Origin of the sequence: Candidatus Culexarchaeum yellowstonense, assembly GCF_024707025.1 — an archaeon.
Taxonomy (GTDB): Archaea; Thermoproteota; Methanomethylicia; order Culexarchaeales; family Culexarchaeaceae; genus Culexarchaeum.
In genome coordinates this window covers 1-25,706 of the sequence record NZ_JANGFQ010000013.1, presented here as the reverse complement: position 1 = coordinate 25,706, position 25,706 = coordinate 1, and the positions used below count along the sequence as shown (strand labels likewise).

At 41.1% G+C, this 25,706-nt stretch carries 24 protein-coding genes and 2 pseudogenes; 8 read left to right on the top strand and 18 right to left on the bottom strand.

Annotated elements, in window-relative coordinates; translation table 11 throughout:
• Positions 1 to 1,250: Glu-tRNA(Gln) amidotransferase subunit GatD (gatD, locus tag MRT15_RS03580; protein ID WP_304327998.1), on the top strand; the 1,250-nt coding region annotated here is incomplete at its 5' end.
• A gap of 3 nt (positions 1,251 to 1,253) precedes the next feature.
• The gene (gene gatE, locus MRT15_RS03575; RefSeq protein ID WP_304327997.1) at positions 1,254 to 3,179 is read left to right on the top strand and encodes a Glu-tRNA(Gln) amidotransferase subunit GatE; all 1,926 of its coding nucleotides are present in this window, start codon (positions 1,254 to 1,256) and stop codon (positions 3,177 to 3,179) included.
• Here the strand turns inward: gatE and MRT15_RS03570 are convergent.
• Genes MRT15_RS03570 through MRT15_RS03535 form a run of 8 tightly spaced genes read right to left on the bottom strand, consistent with a single transcriptional unit; the run spans position 3,162 to position 9,417 of the window.
• Positions 3,162 to 4,226, bottom strand: a complete 1,065-nt coding sequence (locus tag MRT15_RS03570) for a DNA topoisomerase IV subunit A (protein ID WP_304327995.1) — start codon at positions 4,224 to 4,226, stop codon at positions 3,162 to 3,164. The two genes, gatE and MRT15_RS03570, sit on opposite strands and share 18 nt — an antisense overlap.
• Positions 4,223 to 5,743: a DNA topoisomerase VI subunit B gene (locus tag MRT15_RS03565; RefSeq protein WP_304327993.1), complete on the bottom strand. Its 1,521-nt coding sequence runs from the start codon at positions 5,741 to 5,743 to the stop codon at positions 4,223 to 4,225. Before MRT15_RS03565 ends, MRT15_RS03570 begins: the two co-directional genes overlap by 4 nt.
• Positions 5,744 to 5,800: 57 nt before the next feature.
• On the bottom strand, positions 5,801 to 6,388 hold the full coding sequence (locus MRT15_RS03560) for a KH domain-containing protein (RefSeq protein ID WP_304327992.1): 588 nt from the start codon (positions 6,386 to 6,388) through the stop codon (positions 5,801 to 5,803).
• Entirely contained in the window at positions 6,364 to 7,146 is a 783-nt protein-coding gene (locus tag MRT15_RS03555) for a serine protein kinase RIO (RefSeq protein WP_304327990.1), read from the bottom strand. The genes MRT15_RS03560 and MRT15_RS03555 overlap by 25 nt, the downstream gene beginning before the upstream one ends.
• Positions 7,147 to 7,164: 18 nt before the next feature.
• Complete coding sequence (locus MRT15_RS03550) at positions 7,165 to 7,491, bottom strand: translation initiation factor aIF-1A (protein ID WP_304327988.1); 327 nt, start codon at positions 7,489 to 7,491, stop codon at positions 7,165 to 7,167.
• Positions 7,492 to 7,546: 55 nt separating this feature from the next.
• Positions 7,547 to 8,647 carry a 60S ribosomal export protein NMD3 gene (locus tag MRT15_RS03545; RefSeq protein ID WP_304327987.1) on the bottom strand — a complete coding sequence of 367 codons (1,101 nt, stop codon included), beginning with the start codon at positions 8,645 to 8,647 and terminating at the stop codon, positions 7,547 to 7,549.
• A gap of 4 nt (positions 8,648 to 8,651) precedes the next feature.
• A complete protein-coding gene (locus MRT15_RS03540) occupies positions 8,652 to 8,972 on the bottom strand; it encodes a DUF424 domain-containing protein (RefSeq protein WP_304327985.1) in 321 nt (106 codons plus the stop codon).
• A gap of 4 nt (positions 8,973 to 8,976) precedes the next feature.
• Positions 8,977 to 9,417: a translation initiation factor IF-2 subunit beta gene (locus MRT15_RS03535; RefSeq protein ID WP_304327983.1), complete on the bottom strand. Its 441-nt coding sequence runs from the start codon at positions 9,415 to 9,417 to the stop codon at positions 8,977 to 8,979.
• Between the two features lie 77 nt (positions 9,418 to 9,494).
• Between MRT15_RS03535 and MRT15_RS03530 the strand changes: the two genes are divergently transcribed.
• The 5 genes and pseudogenes from MRT15_RS03530 (at position 9,495) to gcvH (ending at position 14,702) form a co-directional block, all read left to right on the top strand.
• Complete coding sequence (locus MRT15_RS03530) at positions 9,495 to 10,838, top strand: amidohydrolase (protein ID WP_304327982.1); 1,344 nt, start codon at positions 9,495 to 9,497, stop codon at positions 10,836 to 10,838.
• A 7-nt stretch (positions 10,839 to 10,845) separates the two neighbouring features.
• Positions 10,846 to 12,084, top strand: coding sequence for an adenosylhomocysteinase (gene ahcY / locus MRT15_RS03525; RefSeq protein ID WP_304327980.1), 1,239 nt, complete (start codon positions 10,846 to 10,848; stop codon positions 12,082 to 12,084).
• A gap of 72 nt (positions 12,085 to 12,156) precedes the next feature.
• A pseudogene (radA, locus tag MRT15_RS03520) lies at positions 12,157 to 13,119 on the top strand (DNA repair and recombination protein RadA); the annotation flags it as partial.
• A 49-nt stretch (positions 13,120 to 13,168) separates the two neighbouring features.
• Positions 13,169 to 14,302, top strand: coding sequence for a glycine cleavage system aminomethyltransferase GcvT (gcvT, locus tag MRT15_RS03515; protein ID WP_304327976.1), 1,134 nt, complete (start codon positions 13,169 to 13,171; stop codon positions 14,300 to 14,302).
• Positions 14,292 to 14,702, top strand: a complete 411-nt coding sequence (gcvH, locus tag MRT15_RS03510; RefSeq protein ID WP_304327974.1) for a glycine cleavage system protein GcvH — start codon at positions 14,292 to 14,294, stop codon at positions 14,700 to 14,702. Before gcvT ends, gcvH begins: the two co-directional genes overlap by 11 nt.
• Here gcvH and MRT15_RS03505 read toward each other — a convergent pair.
• Both MRT15_RS03505 and ileS read right to left on the bottom strand, forming a co-directional pair.
• A complete protein-coding gene (locus tag MRT15_RS03505) occupies positions 14,699 to 15,835 on the bottom strand; it encodes an ATP-NAD kinase family protein (protein ID WP_304327972.1) in 1,137 nt (378 codons plus the stop codon). The genes gcvH and MRT15_RS03505 overlap by 4 nt on opposite strands.
• A complete protein-coding gene (gene ileS, locus MRT15_RS03500) occupies positions 15,823 to 19,008 on the bottom strand; it encodes an isoleucine--tRNA ligase (RefSeq protein ID WP_304327970.1) in 3,186 nt (1,061 codons plus the stop codon). Before ileS ends, MRT15_RS03505 begins: the two co-directional genes overlap by 13 nt.
• Before the next feature lie 119 nt (positions 19,009 to 19,127).
• On the opposite strand from ileS, the gene MRT15_RS03495 reads away from it, so the two are divergent.
• Complete coding sequence (locus tag MRT15_RS03495) at positions 19,128 to 21,152, top strand: STT3 domain-containing protein (RefSeq protein WP_304327968.1); 2,025 nt, start codon at positions 19,128 to 19,130, stop codon at positions 21,150 to 21,152.
• A gap of 18 nt (positions 21,153 to 21,170) precedes the next feature.
• On the opposite strand, the gene MRT15_RS03490 is transcribed toward MRT15_RS03495, so the two are convergent.
• From MRT15_RS03490 to MRT15_RS12540, 8 genes and pseudogenes are all read right to left on the bottom strand, one after another.
• On the bottom strand, positions 21,171 to 21,353 hold the full coding sequence (locus MRT15_RS03490; RefSeq protein ID WP_304327966.1) for an RNA-protein complex protein Nop10: 183 nt from the start codon (positions 21,351 to 21,353) through the stop codon (positions 21,171 to 21,173).
• Between the two features lie 9 nt (positions 21,354 to 21,362).
• The gene (locus MRT15_RS03485; protein WP_304327964.1) at positions 21,363 to 22,157 is read right to left on the bottom strand and encodes a translation initiation factor IF-2 subunit alpha; all 795 of its coding nucleotides are present in this window, start codon (positions 22,155 to 22,157) and stop codon (positions 21,363 to 21,365) included.
• A 17-nt stretch (positions 22,158 to 22,174) separates the two neighbouring features.
• Positions 22,175 to 22,384 (bottom strand): 30S ribosomal protein S27e, encoded by a 210-nt coding sequence (locus MRT15_RS03480; RefSeq protein WP_304327962.1) that lies wholly within the window; start codon positions 22,382 to 22,384, stop codon positions 22,175 to 22,177.
• 4 nt (positions 22,385 to 22,388) lie between these two features.
• Entirely contained in the window at positions 22,389 to 22,667 is a 279-nt protein-coding gene (locus tag MRT15_RS03475; protein ID WP_304327960.1) for a 50S ribosomal protein L44e, read from the bottom strand.
• Positions 22,668 to 22,669: 2 nt separating this feature from the next.
• Positions 22,670 to 23,191, bottom strand: coding sequence for a hypothetical protein (locus MRT15_RS03470; protein ID WP_304327958.1), 522 nt, complete (start codon positions 23,189 to 23,191; stop codon positions 22,670 to 22,672).
• Positions 23,192 to 23,222: 31 nt separating this feature from the next.
• Positions 23,223 to 24,452 (bottom strand): DNA primase small subunit PriS, encoded by a 1,230-nt coding sequence (locus tag MRT15_RS03465; RefSeq protein WP_304327956.1) that lies wholly within the window; start codon positions 24,450 to 24,452, stop codon positions 23,223 to 23,225.
• Positions 24,427 to 25,476: a DNA primase large subunit PriL gene (locus MRT15_RS03460; RefSeq protein WP_304327954.1), complete on the bottom strand. Its 1,050-nt coding sequence runs from the start codon at positions 25,474 to 25,476 to the stop codon at positions 24,427 to 24,429. Before MRT15_RS03460 ends, MRT15_RS03465 begins: the two co-directional genes overlap by 26 nt.
• A gap of 57 nt (positions 25,477 to 25,533) precedes the next feature.
• Positions 25,534 to 25,706 (bottom strand): annotated as a pseudogene (locus MRT15_RS12540) (hypothetical protein); the annotation flags it as partial.

Sequence of the window (25,706 nt, the reverse complement as noted above, 5' to 3'; positions counted from 1 at the left end):
GGGTGATTGATGGCACCAAGATTTATGAGGGGATACTTATGCCGAGACCAATACTTGGAGATGGAAATGCCATAGTAATAAAGCTGTCCAATGGATACAATATTGGGATTAGAGTTAGAGAAGAAACAAGAATAGAAAGAGTTGGTGAAGGTGAAGTTAAACGTGAATTGAAAACATCAATAACTGGAAAAGCAGTAGAGAATAAACCAAAAGTCTACGTTATTGGGACTGGTGGAACTATAGCCAGCAGAGTGGATTACTTAACTGGAGCGGTATATCCAGCCCTAACGCCAGAAGATCTATATGAATTGATACCGGAATTAAATGAAATAGCAATACTTGAAACCGAACAGCTCTTCAATATATTTAGTGAAGACATGCATCCACAAATGTGGTGTAAAATAGCTGAAAAAGTTTTTGAAAAGATTATGGAGGGATATGATGGGATAGTTATACCTCATGGAACGGACACCATGGGATACACGGCGGCAGCATTAAGCTTCGCCATTAGAAATCCACCAATACCAATAATACTAACTGGTGCGCAAAGATCCTCCGATAGACCATCAACGGATGCCGCATTAAACATGATATGCTCCACAATAGCAGCTTCAAAAGCCCCATTCGCAGAAGTCGCCGTGGTCATGCACTCCACATCAGATGATGAAAGCTGCACAGCACATAAAGGAACTAAAGTTAGGAAATGCCATACAAGCAGGAGGGATACATTCAAAACAATAAATGGAAAACCTCTAGCCACAATAAAACCCAATGGAGAAATAATCATGCAAACCAGCGATTATAATCCAAGAAGGAAGAGTACAAGTGAAGTTAAATTGGAAGCAAAATTCGATGAAAAAGTCGCCCTAATAAAAGTTCACCCGGGAATATCAGATGAAATTATACATTACCTGGTGGACAAGGGGTATCATGGAATAGTAATCGAGGGGACGGGGCTTGGACATGTACCACAAAACATAATTGAAGCATTAAGGAGAGCTGTGGAAAATGGAATACCAGTGGTAATGACATCCCAATGCATATGGGGAAGGATAAATATGAACGTATATAGGAGGGGGGTTGAACTACTGAGGATAGGGGTTATACCTGGAGAAGACATGATCCCAGAGACGGCCCTAGTAAAATTGATGTGGACATTGGCGAAGACGAGGGATATGAAGGAAGTGAAGGAGATTATGACTACAAACATAGCTGGAGAAATAAGTGTGAGAAGTCAATATGAGGTGTAGAATATGGGTGAAGACAAAAGTTACTATGAGAAAATTGGGTTAAAAGTTGGATTAGAAATACATCAACAAATAAATACAAAGCACAAGTTATTCTGCAAATGCCCCACAATAATGGTGGAAGATGGAAAATTCAAAACTGTAAAGAGATTTCTAAGACCATCAAAGAGTGAACTTGGAGAGATAGATCCAGCAGCATTATTTGAATACATGAAACACAAGGAATACGTATACGAAGTTCCTGAAGAAGCATCATGCCTAGTGGAATTGGATGAAGAACCACCACACGAATTGAATCAAGAAGCGCTGGAAGTGGCTTTAACAGTGGCACTAATGCTGAAATCCAATCCAGTGGATGAAGTGCATGTTATGCGCAAAGTGGTAATAGATGGATCGAATACCACGGGATTCCAGAGGACAGCAATAGTAGCCATGGGGGGCTACGTAAGCGACGAAGAAGGTGATGTGGGGATAAAAACAATATGTCTGGAGGAGGAAGCTGCAAGGAAGATATCCGAAACTAAGGATAGGATAATCTATAGGCTTGACAGACTTGGAATACCATTAATAGAGATAGCCACAACTCCAACAATAAAAACTCCACAACAAGCGAGGAGGGTAGCATTAAGGATAGGGAGAATACTCAGAGCCACCGGAATGGTTAAGAGGGGGCTTGGAACTATAAGACAAGACCTAAACATATCAATATCCAATGGAGCTAGAATTGAAGTTAAGGGAGTTCAAGACCTAAACTTAATACCAAAAATCGTGGAATACGAAGTTCAAAGACAATTAAAACTCCTAGAAATAAGGGATGAACTAATTAGGAGAGGTGTAAAAGCAGATGAATTAGAAGAAAAAATAATTGACATTACAGAGACACTTAAAGAATCAAAATCGAAACTAATAAGGAAGAGCATAATGGAGGGGGGAGGAGTATATGCAGTTAAACTTAAAAAGTTTAAAGGATTACTTGGAATGGAAATACAGCCAAACAGGAGATTTGGAACGGAACTATCTGAAAGGGCTAAACTATTTGGAGGTGTAGAGGGGATAATACATAGCGATGAACTACCCGGCTACGGAATAAGTCAAGAAGAACTAAATAGGATTAAAGAGTATATGGATGTAAAGGATGATGATGCAATAGTAATTGTGTGTGGAAAATATGAGAACTGTAGGAGGGCCCTAGAAGCAGTAGTGCAGAGGGCTAGGGAAGCATTAATGGGAGTTCCAGAAGAAACTAGAGCTGCAAATGATGATGGAACAACAAGATATAGCAGACCAATGCCGGGGGCTGCAAGAATGTATCCTGAAACAGACATAAGGCCAATATCGATAACTGAGGATATGTTAAATAGGATAAAGTCAAAGTTACCAGAAGACCCTGAAGAAACCATAAGAAGGTACATTGAGAAGTATGGGTTAAGCAGGAAATTGGCGGAAGAATTAATAGACTCTGATAGGGGGAAACTCTTCGAAGAAATAGTGGCAAAATGGAGTGAAAATGCAACTTTAATAGCATCAACAATAACTTACACAATAAACTCATTGAAGAATAAGGGGTTACCCGTGGAAAACATAAGTGAGGAAAGCTTGAAGAAGATATTCGACCTTATCGGAAGAGGTGAAATGGCAAAGGAAGCAATACCAGAAGTACTTGAATACATAACAGTTAATCCAAATGTAGATGTCGAAGAAGCTGTTAAGATACTTGGAAAGGGTGGAATAAGCATTGAGGAATTGGAGAAGATCGTGAGGGAGGAGGCTGAGAAGGTTAAGGATGTGATAAGGGAAAGGGGGGTGAAGGCGATGGGTTTACTGATGGGGAGGGTTATGGGGATAGTTAGGGGGAGGATCGATGGCAAAATAGTTAATGAAACCGTTAAGAGAATACTTGAGGAGGAGTTAAAGTCACTTAAACAAAGCTAACTTATCCGGGAGATACTTGTCTACAACATATGAGAGCCCATACCTACTAAAGCTCTGCTGCTCAGCCTTACGCCTCAACTTATCAAACTCATCAATCTCCCTAGACCAGAATGGATCTCTATACCTTGGATCCCTACGCAAAACTTCAAGCCTAGCAATATCCCTCTCATCCATAGGTTCTGTGGGAAGCTTATACTTGGTTATATCCGTAGCCCAAACTCCAATCCACTTTGCATCAGGGGTATTCAAATCAGTTATGTGAGCAGCATTGGCAGACCCTGAAATTATAACCATAGCGATATGCATCCCCCATGGATCGGCATCGGTCAAAATGTAAACTGGCAATCCGAGTTCCATGTTAAGCCTCCTAATAAATCTACGTGTAGACCTTGGGGCTTGACCCGCAGTGTGAATGAGGATTGCATTGAACCTCCTATGAACCTTTTCAGCAACAAACCTTGTGAATAAACCTCCAGTCTCTATGGCTATAACCTTATCAGCATTACATTCAACGAATTCTGCTGAAAGTAGAGCTGGACCTATCATCACACCATCCGGATGAGATGAAAGATTTATCCTCTTACCATAATAGTCTGGGTCGGGATGAGTGTACTCTATAACTAGGTCTCCAAAAACTGCACTACGCTCCTCAGGGTATATCATGAAATCCTCCCTTGGAATACCCAATGCAGTTTCCAAATCTGAAACTATCTCGTTGGATTCAGACTGATCTTTAAACTCTATACCGAATGCTTCAGAATTGTAGTATAGATCCCTCAAAGTTGTGGGTTGATTAGCCTTAAGGGAATTGTAAGCGAAGTATGCAACCCAAACAAGCTGGGTTAACGATTTTATCTGGCGAATATTGGCACCACTCCTAACGACAGTTTTATCACCAAGTACGAATTGCCTCGATTCAGGGTCATAAACTATATTCTTCAAAGTCCTACTCTTCAACTTAACCCTGGGGAATTCCCCCCTACTCATCTGTTCATATAGGCTTAATCCAAACTCCCTTAATCTAGCCAAAACCTCCTCCCGCTTCATCTCTTCAACCTCCCAATAATCTTCTCAACATTTATGCTTGATGGATTCTTCCCAGCAAGTTCACTTGAAAATTGAGCGATCTTCGGAAGATACTTCTCCAAAACATTAATCCTACGTTCAATAGCAATCCTACGAACCTTATTGATCAAGTACGATTTAAGCTTCCTAGCACAAGTCTTCAAAGCCCACTCAATTTCATAGGCAACTTCAGGTATATCGGCAATGAACTCCTTACCCACAGTCTTATATGGAACCTTAGTTGAAACTATGTGAACGAAGAAGGCTATGGGCATCTCCGGATCGATCCTATACCTATTCCACTTTATGGATTTAATAACCTTGAATGAAACATCGCTTGCAGCATCATAAAGCAATGGAATTTTATTGGCATACCTATACAGGTTTATTTCACCAGGCTTAGGAGGCTGAATACCCCCACCATAAGCTATTGCAGCTTCAACTATGAATGGATGACCGGAATATGATGAAGGCTTACGTTGAACAGCATATACAAATTCAGGTTTAAGCTCCTTCTCAATACCCTTAACCAATAATTCAGGGCCTATGGGGGAGAGGCAAGATGCATCTGGAGGGAGAAAGTTATCATAACGCTTCATGGCATTAACAAGCTTAACAATTTCATCTGAAGTGAGCTCCCTAGGATCTTTATTTGGATCTATCTTTGCATGCTTCAACAAGTCAAGAGCAGTTTTCTTACCAACCCTATGGAAATTGTAGGATATGAAGTCCACCATCTTATCACTCCTAGTCCTCTTTATAAGCCTCTTAACCAACTCCACATCAACACCCTTAGGGTGAGGCAGAATCTCCTTGGGAATCTTAGGGAGCTTATCAGTAACCCTTAAAAACCTATAGTAAACGCCCTCTGGGGTTATGAAGGATATATTTGCATAGGGGAGTATTATGGCAGTTTGCCTAAAGTATTCGAGTATTCTACTCTTAGACCTAGAATAATCACCTTCAAATTCAAATTCAACTATAGTTCCATGCCAGTAAAGTGGGTTTGGCAAAGTTTTAATGCCTCCACGAAGGAGTATGGGCTTATTGGATTGAATATCAATCATCAATTCACATTGATACTTCACTGGACCACCAGTCCCACTAATAATTTTAACGGAACTATGCGTGGTAATCTGACCATATAGTATAGCCATCTTGCCACCCAAACCAAACATCCCCCTAGTCTGCCTCAAAACATACTTAGACCCAAAAAGCACCTGCCCAAATGCTGAGGGAATATACTCCTTTGGCACTCCACAACCATTATCCTCAACCCTAATCCTATATACACCAGCTCTACCAGTCTCAGTTAAACTGACATAAACTGATGGTAAAATCCCATGAGTTTCACAGGCATCCAATGAGTTTTCCACAAGTTCGCGGACAATGGTATATGTGGCTCTAACAGGATTATCGAAACCAGCAATCTCCCTATTACGATAGAAGAAGTCAGCTGGACTTATAGCCTCATAAACTTCCCTAACATCCTTAGACATCCAGCTCCCAATAAAATATTTGGTGTAAATAGTGTATTAAAATAGGTTTCTAAATTATCAAAACTTCCTCTTCTCCCACAATTCAAATTCCAGCTTCTTAAGCCTCCTCTTCTCCCTATCAAGGAAGGAGTAAACGGCATTATGAGGTTTACCTGAAGCAAGCATCTCCACAGCCCTCCTAGCAACACTAACATTCTCATATGTACCTATTATTGCAACGTAATTGGAATATACGGACACAAACGTGCCAGTATATTCTTCAATTATCTTCCTAGTCTTCCCATTCTCACCAATAATCCTACCCTTAATTCTGGTCAAATGATTCTTAGATGTACCAACATATATGGTTAAGTCAATAACGTCTAGAATTACGTCATCTTCAAGAAGCTTAAAAGCCTTCTCAGGGCTAAAGCCATAACCGATGGCTGTAATGATGTTCTTAGCTTTCATCATATTCTCGTATGGAGTTTTATCTGGATCTATTTCAAGCATAACGGAGCTTGAAGATGAATCCACAGTTAATGCTACCCCAGTACTCTCTTCTATGCGGGATTTGATGGTCCCCCTATCCCCAATAACTACACCAATCCTATCTGGGGGTACAGACACGTACTCTCTAATTACCCTCCTCCCCCCTTCACCCATTGTAAAGCCTCCTCCAAATCTGGGGTTTCAACACCCATACGGGAAAAGAAGTTCAATAAATTCTTTACGTCCCTAACTAATAACTCTTCAGCTAGGGGGTGAGCTAAATCCACAGCCTGCCCAAAATCTATGAGAACTGGAGATTCATTGAAAACCATAACATTGTATTCACTTAAATCCCCATGTACAAGTCTAGCCTTACAATACAGCTTGGAAACATAATCCATTAAGACATTGAAGAATGCATCAATATCCGCGGGGGTGTAATCTTTAAGTAGGGGTGCAGGGACACCATCAACACCTATAAACTCCATTACAAGAACATTGCCTTTAACGGTTATGGGTTTCGGAACCCTAACGCCAACATTATAAGCCTTAACTAGATTTGAATACTCCTTCCTAGCCCAAGTATATATTATATCCCTAGTTTTCCCACTTGTAACTTTGAATCTAGGGTCCCCCACAATGTACGTCATCATCCCCCTCCTAAACTCTGAGGTAGATGTCAAGTATATCTTGACTGCGAGATCCAATCCACTTCTATCCTTAGCCCAATAGACTCTAGCCTCCTTACCAGAGTTGACAACACCATACATGACGCTTAAAACCCCCCTATTAAAAAGGTCATATAGTATCATTAATGTGGAGTAATCGAAAACCTCCTCAACAGTTTCAAACATATCTGAATCTTTGATCTTCTTCCTCCTATAATCTATCTTATGAAGCTCATCTCTAACACGATCAATATCCCAACTCATAAACAAAACCATGCAAACTTAAGACTTTAGGGATTCAATGTCAAAATCCTTTGGCAGTAGACCTTCAGCTTTAAGCTTCTCAATATCACTCTTAGTGTACATCCAAACTATATCCCCGCGGGATTCAGGTTGGAAATCCCATGGCACAACCACCACAATATCCCCCTCCCTAAACCACATCCTCTTACGGAATCTACCTGGAATCCTGCATATCCTAATGTTTCCATCAGCACATTTAACTCTAGCCCTATCGAAACCTAGAAAGTTTATTATGACGCCTAGAATTTCCCCTTCACCAAGGGGTCTAACCTTTGATTCACTGGAATTACTAGCATCCCTATCCATGGGTATCACATAATAGATGTTTATGGCTTAAATAAAAGGTTAGCGTTTAATAGGTTTACTTCCCCCTTGATACTATAATGATTTTACCATTAAAAACCATGAATTTAACGTGACTTCCAACTTCAACATCGAAAGCTGATGGCTTTAAAGCCCTATAAACCCTACCAGAGGAATCTATGATTTCAATATCATCATCGGTAATGGAGTTAACGAAACCTGAATACAACTCATGGGATCGACATACAACCTCAATGCTAACATCCCCATGCCAAGCATCCCTATAATTCACAGACCCCCTACCACCAGACTCCAAATCATAATACAAGAATTTACCACCACTAAACCCTTCATATCTGGCAATTCTACCATTAAGGCTGATGATATCACCAATGGAGAAACTTGGAAGCCTAACGGATATGGATAATCTGGATATCCTAGAGCCTTTAGAGCCATCAAAACCAATAACTTTATGACTCTCCTTAATTAAAGCACCCAAACGTTTATGAATTTCATCAGCAACCCTCCTAGCCAATCTAAAGTTATCGAATTTATAGTCCAATCCACCCTTAACAGCCTCAACCCTATAATTCAATACAGCCCCACTTCTATCAGATTCTGAGCTCAAAACCTTCTCAACAATTTCATTTACAATTGAAAGTTCATGTTGAGTGAGAGGTCTATCATGAGCTCTAACTTGGACTATTGAGGAGAAGTATCCTGAAGCCACCCTAGTACATCTTGGGCAAACCACACTCCTCACATTAACATCAACCCAAAGCTCTTCATCGTAGACTGGTATCCTTGAATCCACAGTTCCATGAGCCCTAACTAGAACTGAAACCTTACCTCCACCAATACTCCTAGCTTCCAAAGCCTTCAGAGATCCAGAACCCCTCAACTTAACATACTCCTCAACGAACTCCATTGCCGAGGAGAGTTTCGGATCCTCAACCCCCCTCGGCTTAACCCATTTTCCATGTAACTTATATGAGCCACATACACCACAGAATTCCATGGTTAAATCCTTAGGTACAATTATCATCCTATTCCTAGCCTTATAGCAATCCCAACATAGATTATCCACTAACGGCATTTCAGGGGATTCAAGTTTACCGCATATGGAGCAGAATCTAGTCAATAGATCACCGTAAACCATAATTTTACAGGTTCACCCTTATAAATTGTGCGTGAGGCTGTCCACCTATCGTGATGATGGCATCCTTATGAATTAACCCAGCCTCCAAAGCCAATTTAACAATTCTAACCCCTATAATGTTAATTATGGAGGCAGACTTCAAATAATTTAAAGCTTCACGTGAATCCACGAGCATACCACCATAAAACTCCTTGCTAACTATAATCTTTAAATCACCACTCTCAAGCTTTGCCCCAAGGATCTCAGAATCGCATGCAACAACCATGAGATCCTTGCCATACCTCCAGAAGTTAATGTAAAACTTTTGTTCAGAAGATTCATTCAACCCACTACACCTTACCACTAACACTAGTCCTAGCTCCACAAGCAGTGCAAACCAGTATTGTGACTCTACGCTCCTTCGTGAGGTAGGTATCCTTTGAACCGCAAACTGGACAGATAACATATGTCTTAGCATACTTTAACAATGTATTTTCAATTGAGGATCCACTATACCTCCCATGAAGAATCAACTTATCACCACTAATAGTGCCGGCAGCTCCAAGCTCCTTTAAAAGGAAGCTTAAAACATGTTTAACATCCCTATTAAAGTACTCCACCACACTCATGAAACCACTCACCATAGTTGTGCCACCCATTATGGAAACTGAAATTTTCGGTAAGCTGAATACCCCCCTATCCCCACCACTAACCTTAACGCTAGATAAAGCTCTATCCAAAAGTTCCTCATAACTGTAATCGCTTATCCTCTTCTTCAAATCTCCATCCACAACCCCATATACAAAAACATTAAACATAAAGTTTTCTATATCTAATTGGGGCTTAACATTTACCCAGGTGGAAGGTCATGCAATACATATTGAAGGGTAAATCCGTAGTGACCATGGGAAGTAGGGGGATTATAAGGGATGGATGCATAGTAATTGAAGATTCATGGATAATTGATGTTGGAGAGTATAGCAATATTAGGTGGAAGTATCATGGATATGAAGTGCTAAACATGGAAGACTGCATACTAATGCCAGGACTAATAAACACACATACACATATAGCCATGAGCCTACTCAGAGGATATGCAGACGATCTACGATTAAGCGAATGGCTTGAGAAATGGGTTTGGCCATTGGAAGCAAAGATGACTGAAAGAGACATATACATTGGAGCTAAACTATCAGCCCTAGAGGCAATTAAAGGTGGAACGACAACCGTATGTAGCATGTACCATTACAAATACGATTACAATGAGGCAAAAGCAGTATATGAATCTGGACTTAGAGGCGTAATATCACACACATTCTTCGATTGGAGGAAAGATGAAGATTACAAGCTTATGGAGGATTTAATTAGGAAATGGCATGGTAAGGGGGGTTGGAGAATTAAAGTTGCAGCTTCACCACATGCACCATACACAGTAAGCCCAAAATATCTAATGGAAATAAGGGAATACGTTAACGGGAAGAACAGGGAACTAAAAGACGAAGAGAAGATCATAATGCACATACATGTAGCTGAAACAAGGGATGAAGCGAAAACAGTGAAGGAGAAGTACAATGTCGAAACTGAAATGGGGTTATTCAAATACCTAAACGACATTGGATTCCTATCAGAAGACGTTTTAGCAGCACACTGCGTATGGCTAACAGATGAAGATATAGCTATAATGAAGGCTAGAGATGTTAAGGTTTCACACAACCCAGTAAGCAACCTAAAATTGGCTTCAGGAATAAGTCCAATAACAAAACTACTGGACGCGGGGGTAACGGTATCTCTAGGGACTGATGGACCATGCTCCAACAATACACTAGACATGTTTGAAGCCATGAAAATAGCATCATTAATCCAGAAGGGGGTTACATTAAACCCAACAGCACTACCCGCCCATGAAACATTAAAGATGGCTACAATAAATGGTGCAAAAGCTTTGAAATGGGATAAACATATTGGAAGCATAGAGGTGGGGAAGAAGGCTGACATAATAGCCGTAGAACTGGGTAAACCACACCTAACACCAATATATAGCGAACTAAGCCACTTAGTATACGCAGTTAGATGTGGAGATGTAAAACACGTTATAATCGATGGGGAAATTGTCATGGAGAATAGATCAATAAAAACTTTGAGGGAGGAGGAAGTTATTAGGGAAGCTGAAAAAGCTAAAGAGGAACTTATAAATAGGTTAAGGGGGAGGTGAAAAGGTAATGCCAAAAATAAAGGATCCAAAACTGGCAGACAAGGGGAGAATGCAGATAAGGATTGCTGAATCGAGAATGCCAGTCCTCATGAAGATTAGGGAAGAAATGATTAAGTGGAAGCCATTAATGGGAATTAAGATAGCAGCATGCCTACACGTGACAAAGGAGACAGCTGTACTCATGAAGACATTGAAGGCTGGAGGGGCCAAAATAGCCTTAACAGCTTCAAACCCACTATCAACACAAGATGACGTTGCAGCAGCACTCGTGGAGGAGGGGATAGATGTCTATGCCTGGAGGGGGGAAAGTGAAAGCGAATATATGGAGAATATAAGGGAAGCCCTCAAAATAAACCCAGATATAACCATGGATGATGGTGGAGACATAACAGTGGAAGCCCACAAACTCAATTATGCAAATCACATAGTTGGGGGGACTGAGGAAACCACCACAGGGATAATAAGGATAAGGGCCATGGAGAGAGAGGGGAAACTCAAATATCCAGTAATAGCGGTAAACAATGCTAAAACCAAATACCTATTCGACAATAGATATGGAACTGGACAAAGCACAATAGATGGAATAATGAGGGCAACCAACATACTATTGGCAGGGAAGAATGTAGTTGTAGCTGGATATGGATGGTGTGGAAGGGGGATAGCCATGAGGGCTAGGGGTATGGGTGCAAACGTAATAGTAACGGAAATAGACCCATTAAAAGCTTTAGAAGCAGTTATGGATGGATTTAGAGTCCTACCCATGAGTGAAGCAGCAGAAATTGGAGACATATTCATAACAGCCACTGGAAACATAAATGTCATTAGAAGAGAGCACATGGAGAAGATGCGTAATGGAGCAATACTGGCCAACAGTGGACACTTCAACGTTGAAATAAACATAAAGGATCTTGAGGAAATATCAGTGTCGAAAGAGAGGTTGAGGGAAAATCTAGATGAATACACTTTGAGGGATGGGAGGAAAATATATTTGCTAGCCGAGGGGAGACTTGTAAACCTAGCTGCAGCCGAAGGGCATCCAAGCGAAGTTATGGACATGTCCTTCGCAAACCAAGCACTATCAGTAAAATATCTAGTGGAGAATAAGGGGAAGCTTGAACGAAAACTATACGAAGTACCAGTGGAGATAGACCAGACAGTGGCAAAACTAAAACTTCAATCGATGGGAATAAGGATAGATGAACCCACAAAGGAGCAACTGGAGTACATGCAGAAATGGGAAGATTAAAAATATAGGTATCCGCAATTAGAAGATAATGGGAGGATGGTAAAAATCCAAGAAGGAAAGGAGGAGAAGGTGGAGGAGAAGAAGGTTAAGAAGATAAGAAGTATATCAGACCTACCGGGAGTTGGACCTGCCACAGAACAAAAACTTATAGAGGCAGGATATAAAACCATAGAGGCAATAGCCATAGCAACACCAGCAGAAATCATGGCAGCCACAGGACTTGGAGAGAAAGTCGCACAGAAAATAATTATGGCCGCCAGATCAGCATTGGAATTGGGATTCAAAACTGCAGACATAATATATGAGCAGAGGTTAAAAGTGAATAGGATAAGTACTGGAAGCAAAAACCTAGATAGATTACTCGGTGGAGGAGTTGAAACACAATCAATAACAGAGGTTTTCGGGGAATTTGGAAGTGGGAAAACCCAATTGGCACATCAACTATCAGTAAACGTTCAATTACCACCAGAAGCAGGGGGGCTTGGGGGGAGAGCACTATACATAGACTGTGAAGGAACCTTTAGACCTGAAAGGATAGTTGCCATGGCCATGGCGAAGGGGCTGGATCCAAAGGAGGCATTGAAAAACATAATATTTGCAAGAGCATACAATTCAGATCACCAAATGCTACTGGTGGAGCAAGCAAAGGATATAATAGATGAGAAGAACATAAAGTTAATAGTTGTGGATAGCGTTACAGGACATTTCAGAGCAGAATATCTTGGTAGGGAAAGCTTAGCAGATAGACAGCAAAAACTAAATAGACACCTACATGCATTGGCAAGACTAGCGGACATATTCAACGTAGCCGTATTCGTAACAAATCAAGTTATGGCTAGACCAGACGCATTCTTCGGAGACCCAACAAGAGCTGTAGGTGGACATGTACTCTTCCACGTTCCAGGAGCAAGAATATACTTGAGGAAGAGCAGTGAAAATAAGAGGATAGCTAGACTGGTGGATAGCCCATACCTACCTGAAGCAGAAGCAGTATTCCAAATAACAGAGGAAGGAATAACTGATCCACGTGAATAGAAAGGGTTAAAAAGCCAGATTAACGGATATCTAAAAACGGTAATGATCGATGTTGAAGACCCACCTATCAGACCTATTTGAGAGTAGAGGAGCAAAAATGATTGAATTTGTAGGTTGGAAGATGCCACTATGGTTCACAAGCATAACTGAAGAACATTTAGCTGTGAGAAATAAGGCTGGAATATTCGACGTATCACACATGGGGAGAATGTTGATAGAAGGGAAAGATTCAACACACTTCCTAAACTACGTAACAACAAATAATGTTGAAAAATTAAAGCCAGGCAGAATGCACTATTCCACAATATGTAACCAGAATGGTGGGATAAAGGATGACGTAATGCTACAAAGGATAACTGAAGATAAGTATGTCCTTGTAACCAATGCATCAAATAGGGAGAAGATATACAATTGGTTAACACAAAATTCAAAGGGATATGAAGTTAAGATCGAAGATGTAACCTTCGAAGTTCCAATGCTAGCCATACAAGGGCCATACGCTGAGAAGATCATGCAGAAAATTGTGGATATAGATTTAAAGAAGTTAACATTCTGGAGGCTAGCCACATGCAAAATAATGGGATATGAAGCCATAATATCGAACTCCGGATATACAGGTGAAAATGGATTTGAAGTAACCATATGGAGAATTCCAAAGGGTGAAAGTGAAAAGCTCATAAAGATATACATGGAAATACTCAAAGCTGGAGAAGAATATGGATTAAAAGAATGCGGCCTCGGAGCAAGAGATACACTTAGACTTGAAGCTGGATTAGTACTATATGGAAACGACATAGATGAAGATACAACACCACTCGAAGCAAAACTAGACTACGCAGTGAAAATGGATAAAGGGGAGTTCATTGGTAGAGAAGCATTACAAAGACAACTAAATGAAGGATTGAGGAAAGTTAGAGTGGGATTAAAAATGATTGAAAAGGGGATACCGAGACCACACTACGAAATATGGTGCGAAAACGAAAAGATAGGGGTTGTGACCAGCGGCACATACTCACCACTACTAAACATTGGAATAGCAATGGGATACGTTAAACCAAAATACGATGAAATTGGTAGGGAAGTGGAAGTGGTTATTAGAGAGAGGAGGGTAAAGGCTAAAATAGTCGACTGGCCATTCTATAATGAAGAGGAATATGGGAGGAGGAGGAAGAATGTCCCATGAAAAGGTAGTGGTAAAGGAAGGACTATACTATACGAAGGAACATGAATGGGCTAAAATAGAAAATGGTAGTGTTAGAGTTGGGATAAGCGATTACGCACAAAAAGAACTTAGAGACATCGTATACGTAGAGCTACCACAAGTTGGGAAGAAAGTTAAACAATTCGAGAGGCTATGTAGCATAGAATCAGTTAAAGCAGTCTCAGATGTATACAGCCCAGTAAGCGGGGAAGTTGTGGAGGTTAATAGGCAACTTGAAAGTTCACCAGAACTCTTAAATAAAGACCCATATGGAGAAGGATGGATGGCAGTAATTAAAGCTGAAAAGCTAAATGAAGAAGTTAAAAACTTGATGAACGCAGAGAAATATAGGGAATACATAAAGACATTGGAGAAGCACTAAACAACCTTAAAAACAATCTCCTCTCTATAATCAACGATAACCCTCCTATAACCCCTCAATTTTTCATTAAGCTCCAAATCCCCAGTATCCACATGCAATGCATCTAAATTGGAAATCTTACTCCAAGTGGCAACAATAATTACGTTATCCACACCAACCCTCCTAATGACATTTGCACTTATCTGCTGATTCCCCCTACCAAATATGAACCCCTGACCACCAATTGGGGAAACTATTATGCAAGCCTTGCTAAAACCACCATCATCAAGAAAACGCAATATATCAGCTTCAGATACATCCTTAGCTACAATCTTGAAATTGAGCATTAAATCCACGCCCAAGAGAGTTTTATCCAAGCCAAGCATATCAGTTATAGCTTTAACAGTAGTTCCAGGGCCAAGAATATATAGGACGTCAGGCTTCATAAGCTCCAAAACATATTTGGCAATCCCCCTCTGATTCTCCAATTCACTATCCATAGGCATAGTTGGAGATTTAGCTCTCTGAACATATCCAGGGGAATATGGGACTAATAGGTAACCATAAAGCTTTATTGAAAGCCTATCACATCTGAAAGCCTCTTCATCAATATCCATAACCTCCATAGGCTTAACAGACAAATTCCCAGCCAAATATTCTGCAACGATCCTAGCTGCATCTTCAATGTTAAATGTGAATACCGCTGAATACATCTTCACACCAGCTGGAATTCCTAATACGGGAACGTTTAAATCAATAGCTTCACAAATATCCCTTGCAGTTCCATCACCACCACAAAAAACAATTAAGTCAACCCCAATGCCATGCATGAGCTTAGCAGCCTTCACAGTATCCTCCCTACTAGTCCTCTCACCAACACTTCCAATCACCGTGGGTTTGAAGCCAGCTTCCAGAGCCTCATATTCACCCATAAGCTTTGGATATGTGATTAACTCGATGTCCAAGTTAAGCTTCTTCAAATAATCGAGGAATATTTTAGCCCTCTCAGGGGAAACTGGTTTAGCGCCCAATTTGATAGCCTTCTCCAAAACTTCAATGCCATCAGTACCCTTAAGACCAACCCTTCCACCCATCCCAGCTATTGGATTCACTATTAAGCCAACCCTTTTCCTATTGGACTTCACTTCACCCATGATATACCCATCCCAAACACTTGATCCCCTATCTCCCACACTTTCTCATAATATGTTCCAGGCGGCTTCTTTAACCCCAAACTAAGATTTCTAACTCTAACCTCCCTCAATATGTACCATTCCATGCTCTTCAAAAGTTCTAAAGTCTCAGGATCCTCCACACAGACATATGCATCCACATATGCATCTACAGGTAGGTCTAGATCCTTCCTCATGGCTTGAAGTCTTCTAACAACATCCCTAGCAAGCCCTTCAGCCATAAGCTCCCTATCTATGGAGCAATTCAGATATAGCTCTCCATACTTAAACTTCGTATATCCATATCCCTCCTTAACCTTCTCCTCGAAGGTTAAATCCTCCTTGGACAATTGAACATCCACACCATCCACATTGAGGGTTACATAGCCCTTGGAATCCATTTCAGATTTAATGGAATATGCATCCATGGATTCTATCTTCAACAATATCTTTGGGAGAAGCCCCTTATACTTAGGTCCAAGTGATGAGTAATTCACTAGGACATCGTAAACCTTAAACTTGGAAGCCTCTGAAAGTGATATCAAGCTCAAATTCTTAACATTCCCCTGATCAATAACGACATTCCTGAAATACTCTATACCCTTGACGACTTCAGGATCATCTGTGGCTATTATCATCTCCTTAAGTGGATAACGCAGCTTTATCCTCTTATCCTGCCTAACCTTATATGATGCTTCAACCACATCCCTAACTATCTCCATACTCTTCAAGAGAGATTCATCAATGAACTCTTCCATGGGCTTAGGCCAATCGCACATGTGAATGCTCTCTGGAAGCGATGGATCGGCAACTCTAAATATGGATTGATAAAGCTTCTCAGTTATGAATGGAATTATCGGTGCAGATAGTTTAAGCAATCTAAGTAGGACATGATATAGAACTGAGTAAACAGCATTTTTACTTGGATCATCACCCTCAAGCCAAATCCTCCTCCTAATAAGCCTAATGTACCACCTACTAAGATCATCAACCACGAAGCTTCTAACAGCCCTAGCCACTTCATGTATATGCAATTTACCCATACTCTCATTACAATGCTTAACAATAGACTCAAACCTACTTAAGAGCCAACGATCCTCAGGTTGAAGATGATCAATCATGGAGGGGAGAGGATACTTTTGAGGCGAATATCCATCGAGATTCATGTATAAACTTGCAAAGTAGTATACATTCCACATTATCGTTAAAGCCCTATGGGTTTCCTCAACCTCCTTCATGGAGAACCTCAAATCCTCCCATGGAGTACATTGAAGTTCATAAAACCTCAATGCATCCCTAGAATACTTATTGAAAACCTCTTCTGGAGCTATAACATTCCCAAGAGATTTATGCATTGGCCTACCCTGCTCATCAAGAGACCAACCATGCATTAAAACCCTCTTGTATGGAGCTATCCCAAAACCAATATATCCACTTACAAGTAGAGTGTAGAACCACCCTCTAGTCTGATCAGGCCCCTCCAAAATGAAGTATGGAGGCCACCACTCATCAAACTCCTCCCTAGAAACTGGGAAGTTGAGTGAAGCCCATGAAGCCACACTGGAATCCATCCAAACATCCAGAACATCTGGAACCCTCCTCATAACTCCACCACACTTACCACACTTCAAAGTGACAGAATCAATCCAAGGTCTATGGAGATCCTTCAACTCCAATGGGCTTTGGGACATGCTCTTAAGCTCCTCAATGGATCCGATCACAACGAAATCCCCACAATTACTACACTTCCATATGGGCATAGGTATACCCCAATACCTCTGCCTAGATATAACCCATTCACGGACACTTTCAAGCCAATTCCTAAACCTATTCTTACCAGCCCATTCAGGTATCCACTCCACACGCTCATTTTCAGCTATGAGGGCATCCCTAATTTCAGGAACCCTTATAAACCACTGAGTCGTAGCCTTCAATATCAATGGAGACTTACATCTCCAGCAATGCGGATACCTATGTACAATCCAAGATTGATGTAATAGTAGCCCCTTACGTTTAAGATCCTCAATTATCTCAGCATTGGCATCCCATATGCTTTTACCAGCATACTTCCCAGCTTCAGAAGTGAATATACCCCTATCATCCACGAGGCATAGTACTGGAAGCCCATACCTTAAGCCAACTATGAAATCCTCTTCACCATGCCCTGGAGCTGAATGAACGCATCCAGTCCCCTCCTCCATACTCACAAACTCCTCACTTAAAACAACCCTATGCACACCCCTAATCTTACGTTGAGCTGGAACCTCATCGAGTAGAGCTGGAGTATACTTCAACCCCTCCAGGGAAGCTCCACTAAACTTCTCCAAGACCTTGAAGCTCAATCCAACCTCATTAAACACAGCCTCACATCTGGCTTCAGCAAGTATATACTTCTCATCCCCAACCTGAACCTTAACGTAGGTTTCCTTTGGATTAACCATTATGGCCACATTGGAGGGGAGAGTCCATGGAGTTGTAGTCCAAATCAATATGTATTCCCCACTCTTCCCCTCCACTGGAAACTTAACATATATTGATGGATCCCTAACATCACGATACTCATCTGTAACCTCATAACCCGAGAGAACGGTTTCACATCTTGGACACCAGTGGAAGACCATGTAACCCTCAGATAGAAGCCCACGCTCATATGCACGTTTAACAAGCCACCATGCAGCTTGAATGTAATTTGGGTCTATGGTCATATATGGCTTATCCCAATCCATCCAGACACCTAAATCCTTAAATTGCCCCTCCATAATCTTCAAATTCTCCAATGCATACCTCTTACACTCCTCAACAAATTTATCAACACCCAAAGATTCAATCTCCTTCTTAGTCTTCAATCCAAGCTTCCTCTCCACCATAACCTCTATCGGTAGACCATGCATATCATATCCAGGCTGATCCCTAACATTGTATCCAGCCATCCTAAAGTATCTCAGGAAGGCATCCTTCAATATCTTATTCCAAGCAGTACCCACATGTATCGGGTTTGTAACGTATGGTGGGCCATCCAAGAAGTATAATTTAGGTTTATCCTTAAGCCTCTCCTTAACCTTCAAGTATACATCATTGCTCCTCCACCAATTGAATATCTCCTCCTCAATCCTTGAACCCCTATAATCCCTCTCAATAGTTCCCACTACACCCATAAAATCCACCACCACATACATATAGAACAAAACAGTATCAGAATAATTTGTAATTCAAGATTTAAATTTGGCTCCGATCCATCCCCCAGACACCATTCATAAATAGGTGAGTGAAACATATGTATATAAAAGTTTTGAATAAAAGTATATTGGGGATTACATTGACTGAAAGACTTAGAAGCAAAGCCTTGAGAATATCATTAAAAGTCATAACGATAACCGCAATAATAGTATTGGCAGTATGGATAAGGATGCTACCAGTAATAAGGTATGGACCATACCTAAGCGAATACGACACATACTACCAATATAGAATGACCCAATACATAGTTGACAATGGAATCCAAGCATGGTTCACATGGTATGATAAGATGAGCTGGTATCCAAATGGTAGGAGCGTACCAGACACATCATACCTAGGGGTGCCATTAACTGGAAGCATATTCTACACGATCATAAGGATACTTGGATTCAACATAACATTAATGGAAGCATGTGCATTAATGCCAGCAATACTTGGAGGATTAACAGTACTCATAGTGTACTTTATAGGTAGAGAGATAGATGGGGATGGTGCAGGGATGATTGCAGCACTACTACTAGCAACAATCCCAGCATTCATGCAGAGAACCACAGCTGGATTCTACGATAATGAATGCGTAGGATTCTTCGCCATGGCTTTAAGCATACTATTCTGGATTAAAGCACTAAAGAGCGATAACATAATATACCCAATACTCAGCGGCCTATCCCTAGCATACATGAACATAAGTTGGGGTGGAAGCATATACCTACTAAACCTATATGCAGCATATGTAGCAATAATGGTGATACTTGGGAAATATAATAGGAAGCTACTGAAAAGCTATTCTTTAACAATAGGCGTAGCCATGATGATCTCAGCCCAATACCCATACTTCTCAAGGAAGTACATGATAAGCTACGCAACAATCCTACCAATAGCCACAACACTAATGCTAACCATAGGGGACATATTGAAAAACGTAAAGGACAAGAATACGAGGATAATTGGCTTAGCTGGAATACTGGCAGTGGGAATTGCAGGGGCAATAATCCTTGAGAGAATAGGGATGCTATCCACATTAACAGGAAGAATACTGACCGTAATAAACCCATTCCAAAGGGAGACGATACCACTAGTGGAGTCTGTGGCTGAACATCAAGCACCAACATGGAGCCAAATATACTATCAATACGGACTACTAATACCAATATCCGCTGCAGGACTATACTACCTATGGAAGCGCGGTGGAGAAGCGGACATATTCATTATCATAGGTGGACTGACATCAGCATACTTCTCCTCCACAATGGCGAGATTGATGATGCTTGCAGCACCATTCATAACAATACTCTCAGCACATCTAATAGACGTGGTATACACACAAAACATAGGGAGAATAATGGAAGTTAGAACTTCCGGAAGGAGGAGGAGGGGGGATAGAGGGGGGATTGGAGGCAACATACTAATACTAATAGTGCTCTCAGCAGCACTAATAATCCCAGTAATAGGGTGGAGGGAGGCGGCTGCAACACCACAACAGATAATCACATCATCACTACCAGTAAGCAATGAATACTTAGACTGGATAGAGGCACTGCTATGGATGAGGGAGAACCTACCGAACGATGCAGTTGTAGCTTCATGGTGGGATTATGGATACTGGATAACAACCATAGCCAACAAAACCACACTCGCAGACAACTCAACAATGGATGAGGGGAGGATAAAGAAGATTGCACAAGCATTCCTATCCAATGAGACAGAAGCCCTAAGACTACTCAAGGAGATGGGGGCAACACACGTCGTAGTATTCGAAGCCTTCGATCCAAACACGGGATTCCTATTTGGAGGTAGAGGGTGGGGTGACTTCGTTAAATCATATTGGATGGCTAGGATAGCTGGATTAAACGTAACAGACTACATGACATACAACAGCCAATACGGAGTATACCTACCCACAGGGCCAAAAGCACCCCAAACAACCCTATATAGGCTAATATTCAATACCAGAAGCGAACTTTGGGCTTCATGGGGGATAAGAATACCGAAACCAGAACACTTCGAACTAGTATTCCAATCATCCCATGGATTCGTATTCGTATACAAAATAAACTATTAGATAATGGCATAAACAAAATCAACCATTTTTAACATTACCCTGAGAAAGCTTCTTCATAAGCCTCCTATACTTACCATACTTATCCTCAGGGGAAAACTTGGGTGGATGGGGAATCCTAACTTCACCACCACAATATGGACACTTCTCCTTATTTAGAGTGTAAGATCCGCAGGATACACATTTCCTCAAAAGCCATGGCATATGGAACCCTCAAACCCTCTTAAAACTTCCAGAACCACCGAGGGATGATATGGTATGTAAAGCTGCATCCACAGCGGCTTTCAAAGCCTCCTCAGCCACCTTATAATCTCTAGCTGAAATGTCAACCCTATACCTTGGGGCTCCAACACTATAAATTCTACATTTAACACCACCAATGGATTCAGCTTTCATCTTAGCAGCCTTTAAAGCCTCAATAATTCTCACAATGCCATCACTGGCCTCAGAAGTCAATTGAAGTATAGCGGCAACCTTAACCTCCTTAAGCTCAATATTCTCCTTAGCCAAATCAACGATATATTCAGCTAAATCCCTAGGCACCCCAGCATTTACTATGGGGGCTAAACCAAATCTAGCAGCCTCCTCAAACCCGCCCAAAACATCCCCGAAAGCTGATGCAAGTTTAGGTGCAATTTCAGACTTTAAATAATTCAAGTCTACACCAGCCTTCTGAGATAAAAGTTCGAGGAGCTTCTCCCCCCTATTAAACCTCTTCCACTCCAAAAGCTTATCCTTCCTCTCCTTATCACTAACCCTCCTAAGGGAGAGGTCAACATACCTCTTACTCTTATCAACCCTTATAACCTTTAAAACAACCTTACGCCCCTCCTTCAAGTAATCCCTTATATTGTGAACCCATGTGGATGCAACCTCACCTATAGGCACATATCCACTCACATTGCTATATTCATCCAAATTGACATATGCACCCTTATCAAAAACTTCAGTTACAGTGGCTATTACGAGCTCACCAACCTCAGGCAGATCCCTACCCTTAACAGACAATACAGCTACACCTCAAATCAACCTAAAATCTTAACAACCTTACCCTTAATATTAGCCTTACCGCCAGTTGGCTCAATTAGAACCCTACCACAAATATTACATTTAACCACAGTTGAAGCTCTATCGAAGGATATTTGCTCATTACCACAGTCGGGGCATGATACGACTATAAATCTACTTTTAGGTTCAGGTATGAGCACCTTCCTCTTCTTCACACCAGTAAACAAGATTTCACCCCTCAATCTCAATTCTCTTCAATCTAATCCCCTCAGTATGAAGAATATGCCCACACTTCTTACACTTCAACTTTAAAACCTGCTTCTTAGTTACCTTAGCAAACCTCTTCTGCTCAGCAGCCCTCTTACTACCATAACCCTTATTCTTAGCTGCAAATCTCCTCTCACCTTGAGCTAAACTCCTACGTTTACCAGCCTTATATAGCGTAACAGTATGCTCGGTATGAGCATTACATCTTGGGCAATACTTCATCATTACAGCCGGAACCTTCATACCTACACCTCCAACCTCTCAGCAACACCCTTCATAATTAATATTTCACTATTTATTAAAGGTATGTTAGCCACATCTTCAGGTTCGAAGGGGCCGTAAACCACTAAATCCACCCCGACAAATGCTGGAACACTTGCTGTAAAACGAACTAATATTCTTTTTGTAGTGTCCTCCATGGAGTTCATGGAAGAGGAGAAGGACTGTAAAGACATTTGAATAGCCTCCCTAATCTTGATGTAGGCATCCAACTCCTCATCCAGAATTCCCTCAGGTGGAGTTGATAAACCCATAAATATCCCCCTAACAATCTTATAAACCCTCAACTTGAAGATCAATGAAACCATCTTGATGGCTAAATCAAGCTCCCCCCTCAAAATATCAGCTGAACCCCCCTGCGAAGATTCAATTTTATCCCTCAACCCCTTAATGTAAAGCCTAGCATTAATGTAGAAATCCTTTGGCAATCGGGATAGATTTGATGATTCCAACTCATTCTTTAAAGCTTCAAGTATATCATTATACATAACCGTAAACCACAATTAAAATATATATCCATCAACTTAATAAAGTTGCAGAACCCCTACATATCAAGTAAACTGCAATGGTCTTTGGGAGCACTACATCCACATCCTTATAAGGCCCATAAAAACTTCCACCAATACAGATCCTAGGCATATGTGAAACGTGAACCTTTAAATCCTCAAAACCGAAGGCTGAAGCATCAAATAATGGTTGGAAAGAACTTAAAGCAGATATGGACATGGATTTAGCTATAAGCCCAGTCTTACCGTGAAGAGATGATGGAAGTCTCATCAAACGCTTAATATCACTTGTTACACGCTCATCAATATGCACAGCAGCTTCACCCACAACCCTAGAAGCAATCCTACTCCAAACATAGGCTGGCAACCCACTTATCCTAGGCCACCTTGGCGGAGAAGACTCAAAGGAGGATAATATTTCACCCCTATTATCATATATGAGCCTTGCAATCCTCTCATTAAACATGGATTCCAAATCGCTGAATGAAGCTGAACTTATAAATTCATATAAGGCTCTAATAAGCCTCCCACGCCACCCAGGATCTGAAAGTGAAGGTGGAGTTACATCCCTAATCGATCTGGATGGGAATCCATGAAGCTCCAGGGATAATCCAACCCCCCTAACATAATCCGTTATCTCCCTTCTAGCCTCAAGACTCAATTCCACAGCAACCTTATCCCTAACATGGACATGATACCCCCTATGACCTGAAAATACGATTAATATGTTCCCAGTTGAGAAGCCGAATTCCGATACTAAGAATTCCTCAACAAGCTTGAAAACCTCCTCCCTAGCCTTATCCAAACAGAAATCGCAAAGCCAAGAATCAACCTCAATCCTCCTGGAAGAGCATTTTGGACACTCTTCAGGGGCCATGCCCATGGAGCTATATCCACAATCCATACACCTCCAAGAATCATGCTCACGCTTACATGGAGTTGGAATATGATCAGCATCTATATCGAATACCAAGTCAGCCCCCCTCCAAACCTTACCATCCATATCCTCAACATCTGGGAAATCGTAGTATGCAGATGAAAAATATGCGTGTAATGGAGTCTCCCTAACCATAAAACTCTTCAAATCATCAACACTCTTAAAGGACATATGCCTCCTCATCCCCTCCTGACCAATAAATATGAATCCAAACTCCCTCCTACCAATATCATTTGGAGCCTCAATGGAGGCGGAGGAATAATACCCCCTAAACAGCCTCCTAATTAGATCTTCCCTTCTCAACATCTCTAACACCAGAACCCTTAACCTTCAATTTATAATAGGTCATTGGATGCTTAACCCTCTTGGAAATGCAGAAATCATCTGGGAAGCATAATCCAAAAGTTTTAAGAGTACTACATTTGGGAGTGGAGTATTTGGTTCTAGAACCCCTCAAACCAGCAATATGCTCAACTTGATACCTAGTCATTTTCTCATCATAATCTGCTGAAGCAGTGAACAATTTAATCACATCATCAACGCTCCTACCAACATTAAGTAGGAATGTTGCCAATGTAAATCTAGCCATATGGGGCATGGACTCCCCCTTCAAAAGCCCATTCATCAAACTACGTATACATGGAGGCATCGCAGATTCAACCACGGGACCCTTAACCTCCTCAGCCTCAAGAACCTTCCTATAACTGGAGAAAATCTTCCTCAACCCCTCAATCCTATCCAAAACATTACTAGGCACAGTTATACTTGGCATAGGTTGACTAGACTTATTAAATATCTCACTCTTAACCCTCTCAGAAATAAGCCTAGCAAGCTCCCCCCTACTCACATAAACCCATCCGCCAACAACACTCCTATTAACAAGCTTCCAATTGAAAGCCTCAAAAACTGGGGAGAATTGGAGGAAGTCTGCAAAGAATATTTGAAATGCACTTGGACGAATAAGCTTAACCCTCCAATTGAAGCTATTCACAGAGATTAATTGAAGCTTATAATCCTCATCAACCCTAAGCTCCTCATAAACCCTCTTAGCTTCAGCAACAGCATACCTCATGGACAAAGCATTATCCCCAATAACAGACAATATTATTGGAGCAATATTGAAGGAGAATATCTCCAAATCAAGATCCACAAGCTTCGTTTCAACCCTCCCAACCCTAATTGCACTCTCAATCCTCTCAAAAGCCCTATCAAGGATTGTTGAGAAGTCTGGATGGAAAACCTCATCTATGGTGAAACCTAAACTGGAAATATACTCCCTAGCCTCCCTACAAAAGGGGTACTTCGCTAAATCTTCACGGGAAAGAGACATAGGAGGTTAACACAATAGGACTTAAATGAAAATAGTTATTTTAGTATTACCCTAGCATCATTCAACTCTAGGTGCAAGGTAATATGTTATCCTACCCTCATTTGGAAGCTCAAAGCTAAGCTTCAGAGGCATATCAGTGGAGAACTCTAAAACGAGAATTTCACTGGCACTGGAAGCCTTAACGAGATCCTCCAAGTAATTCAAGCTATAAGTGCTACTGGAAGGCTCCT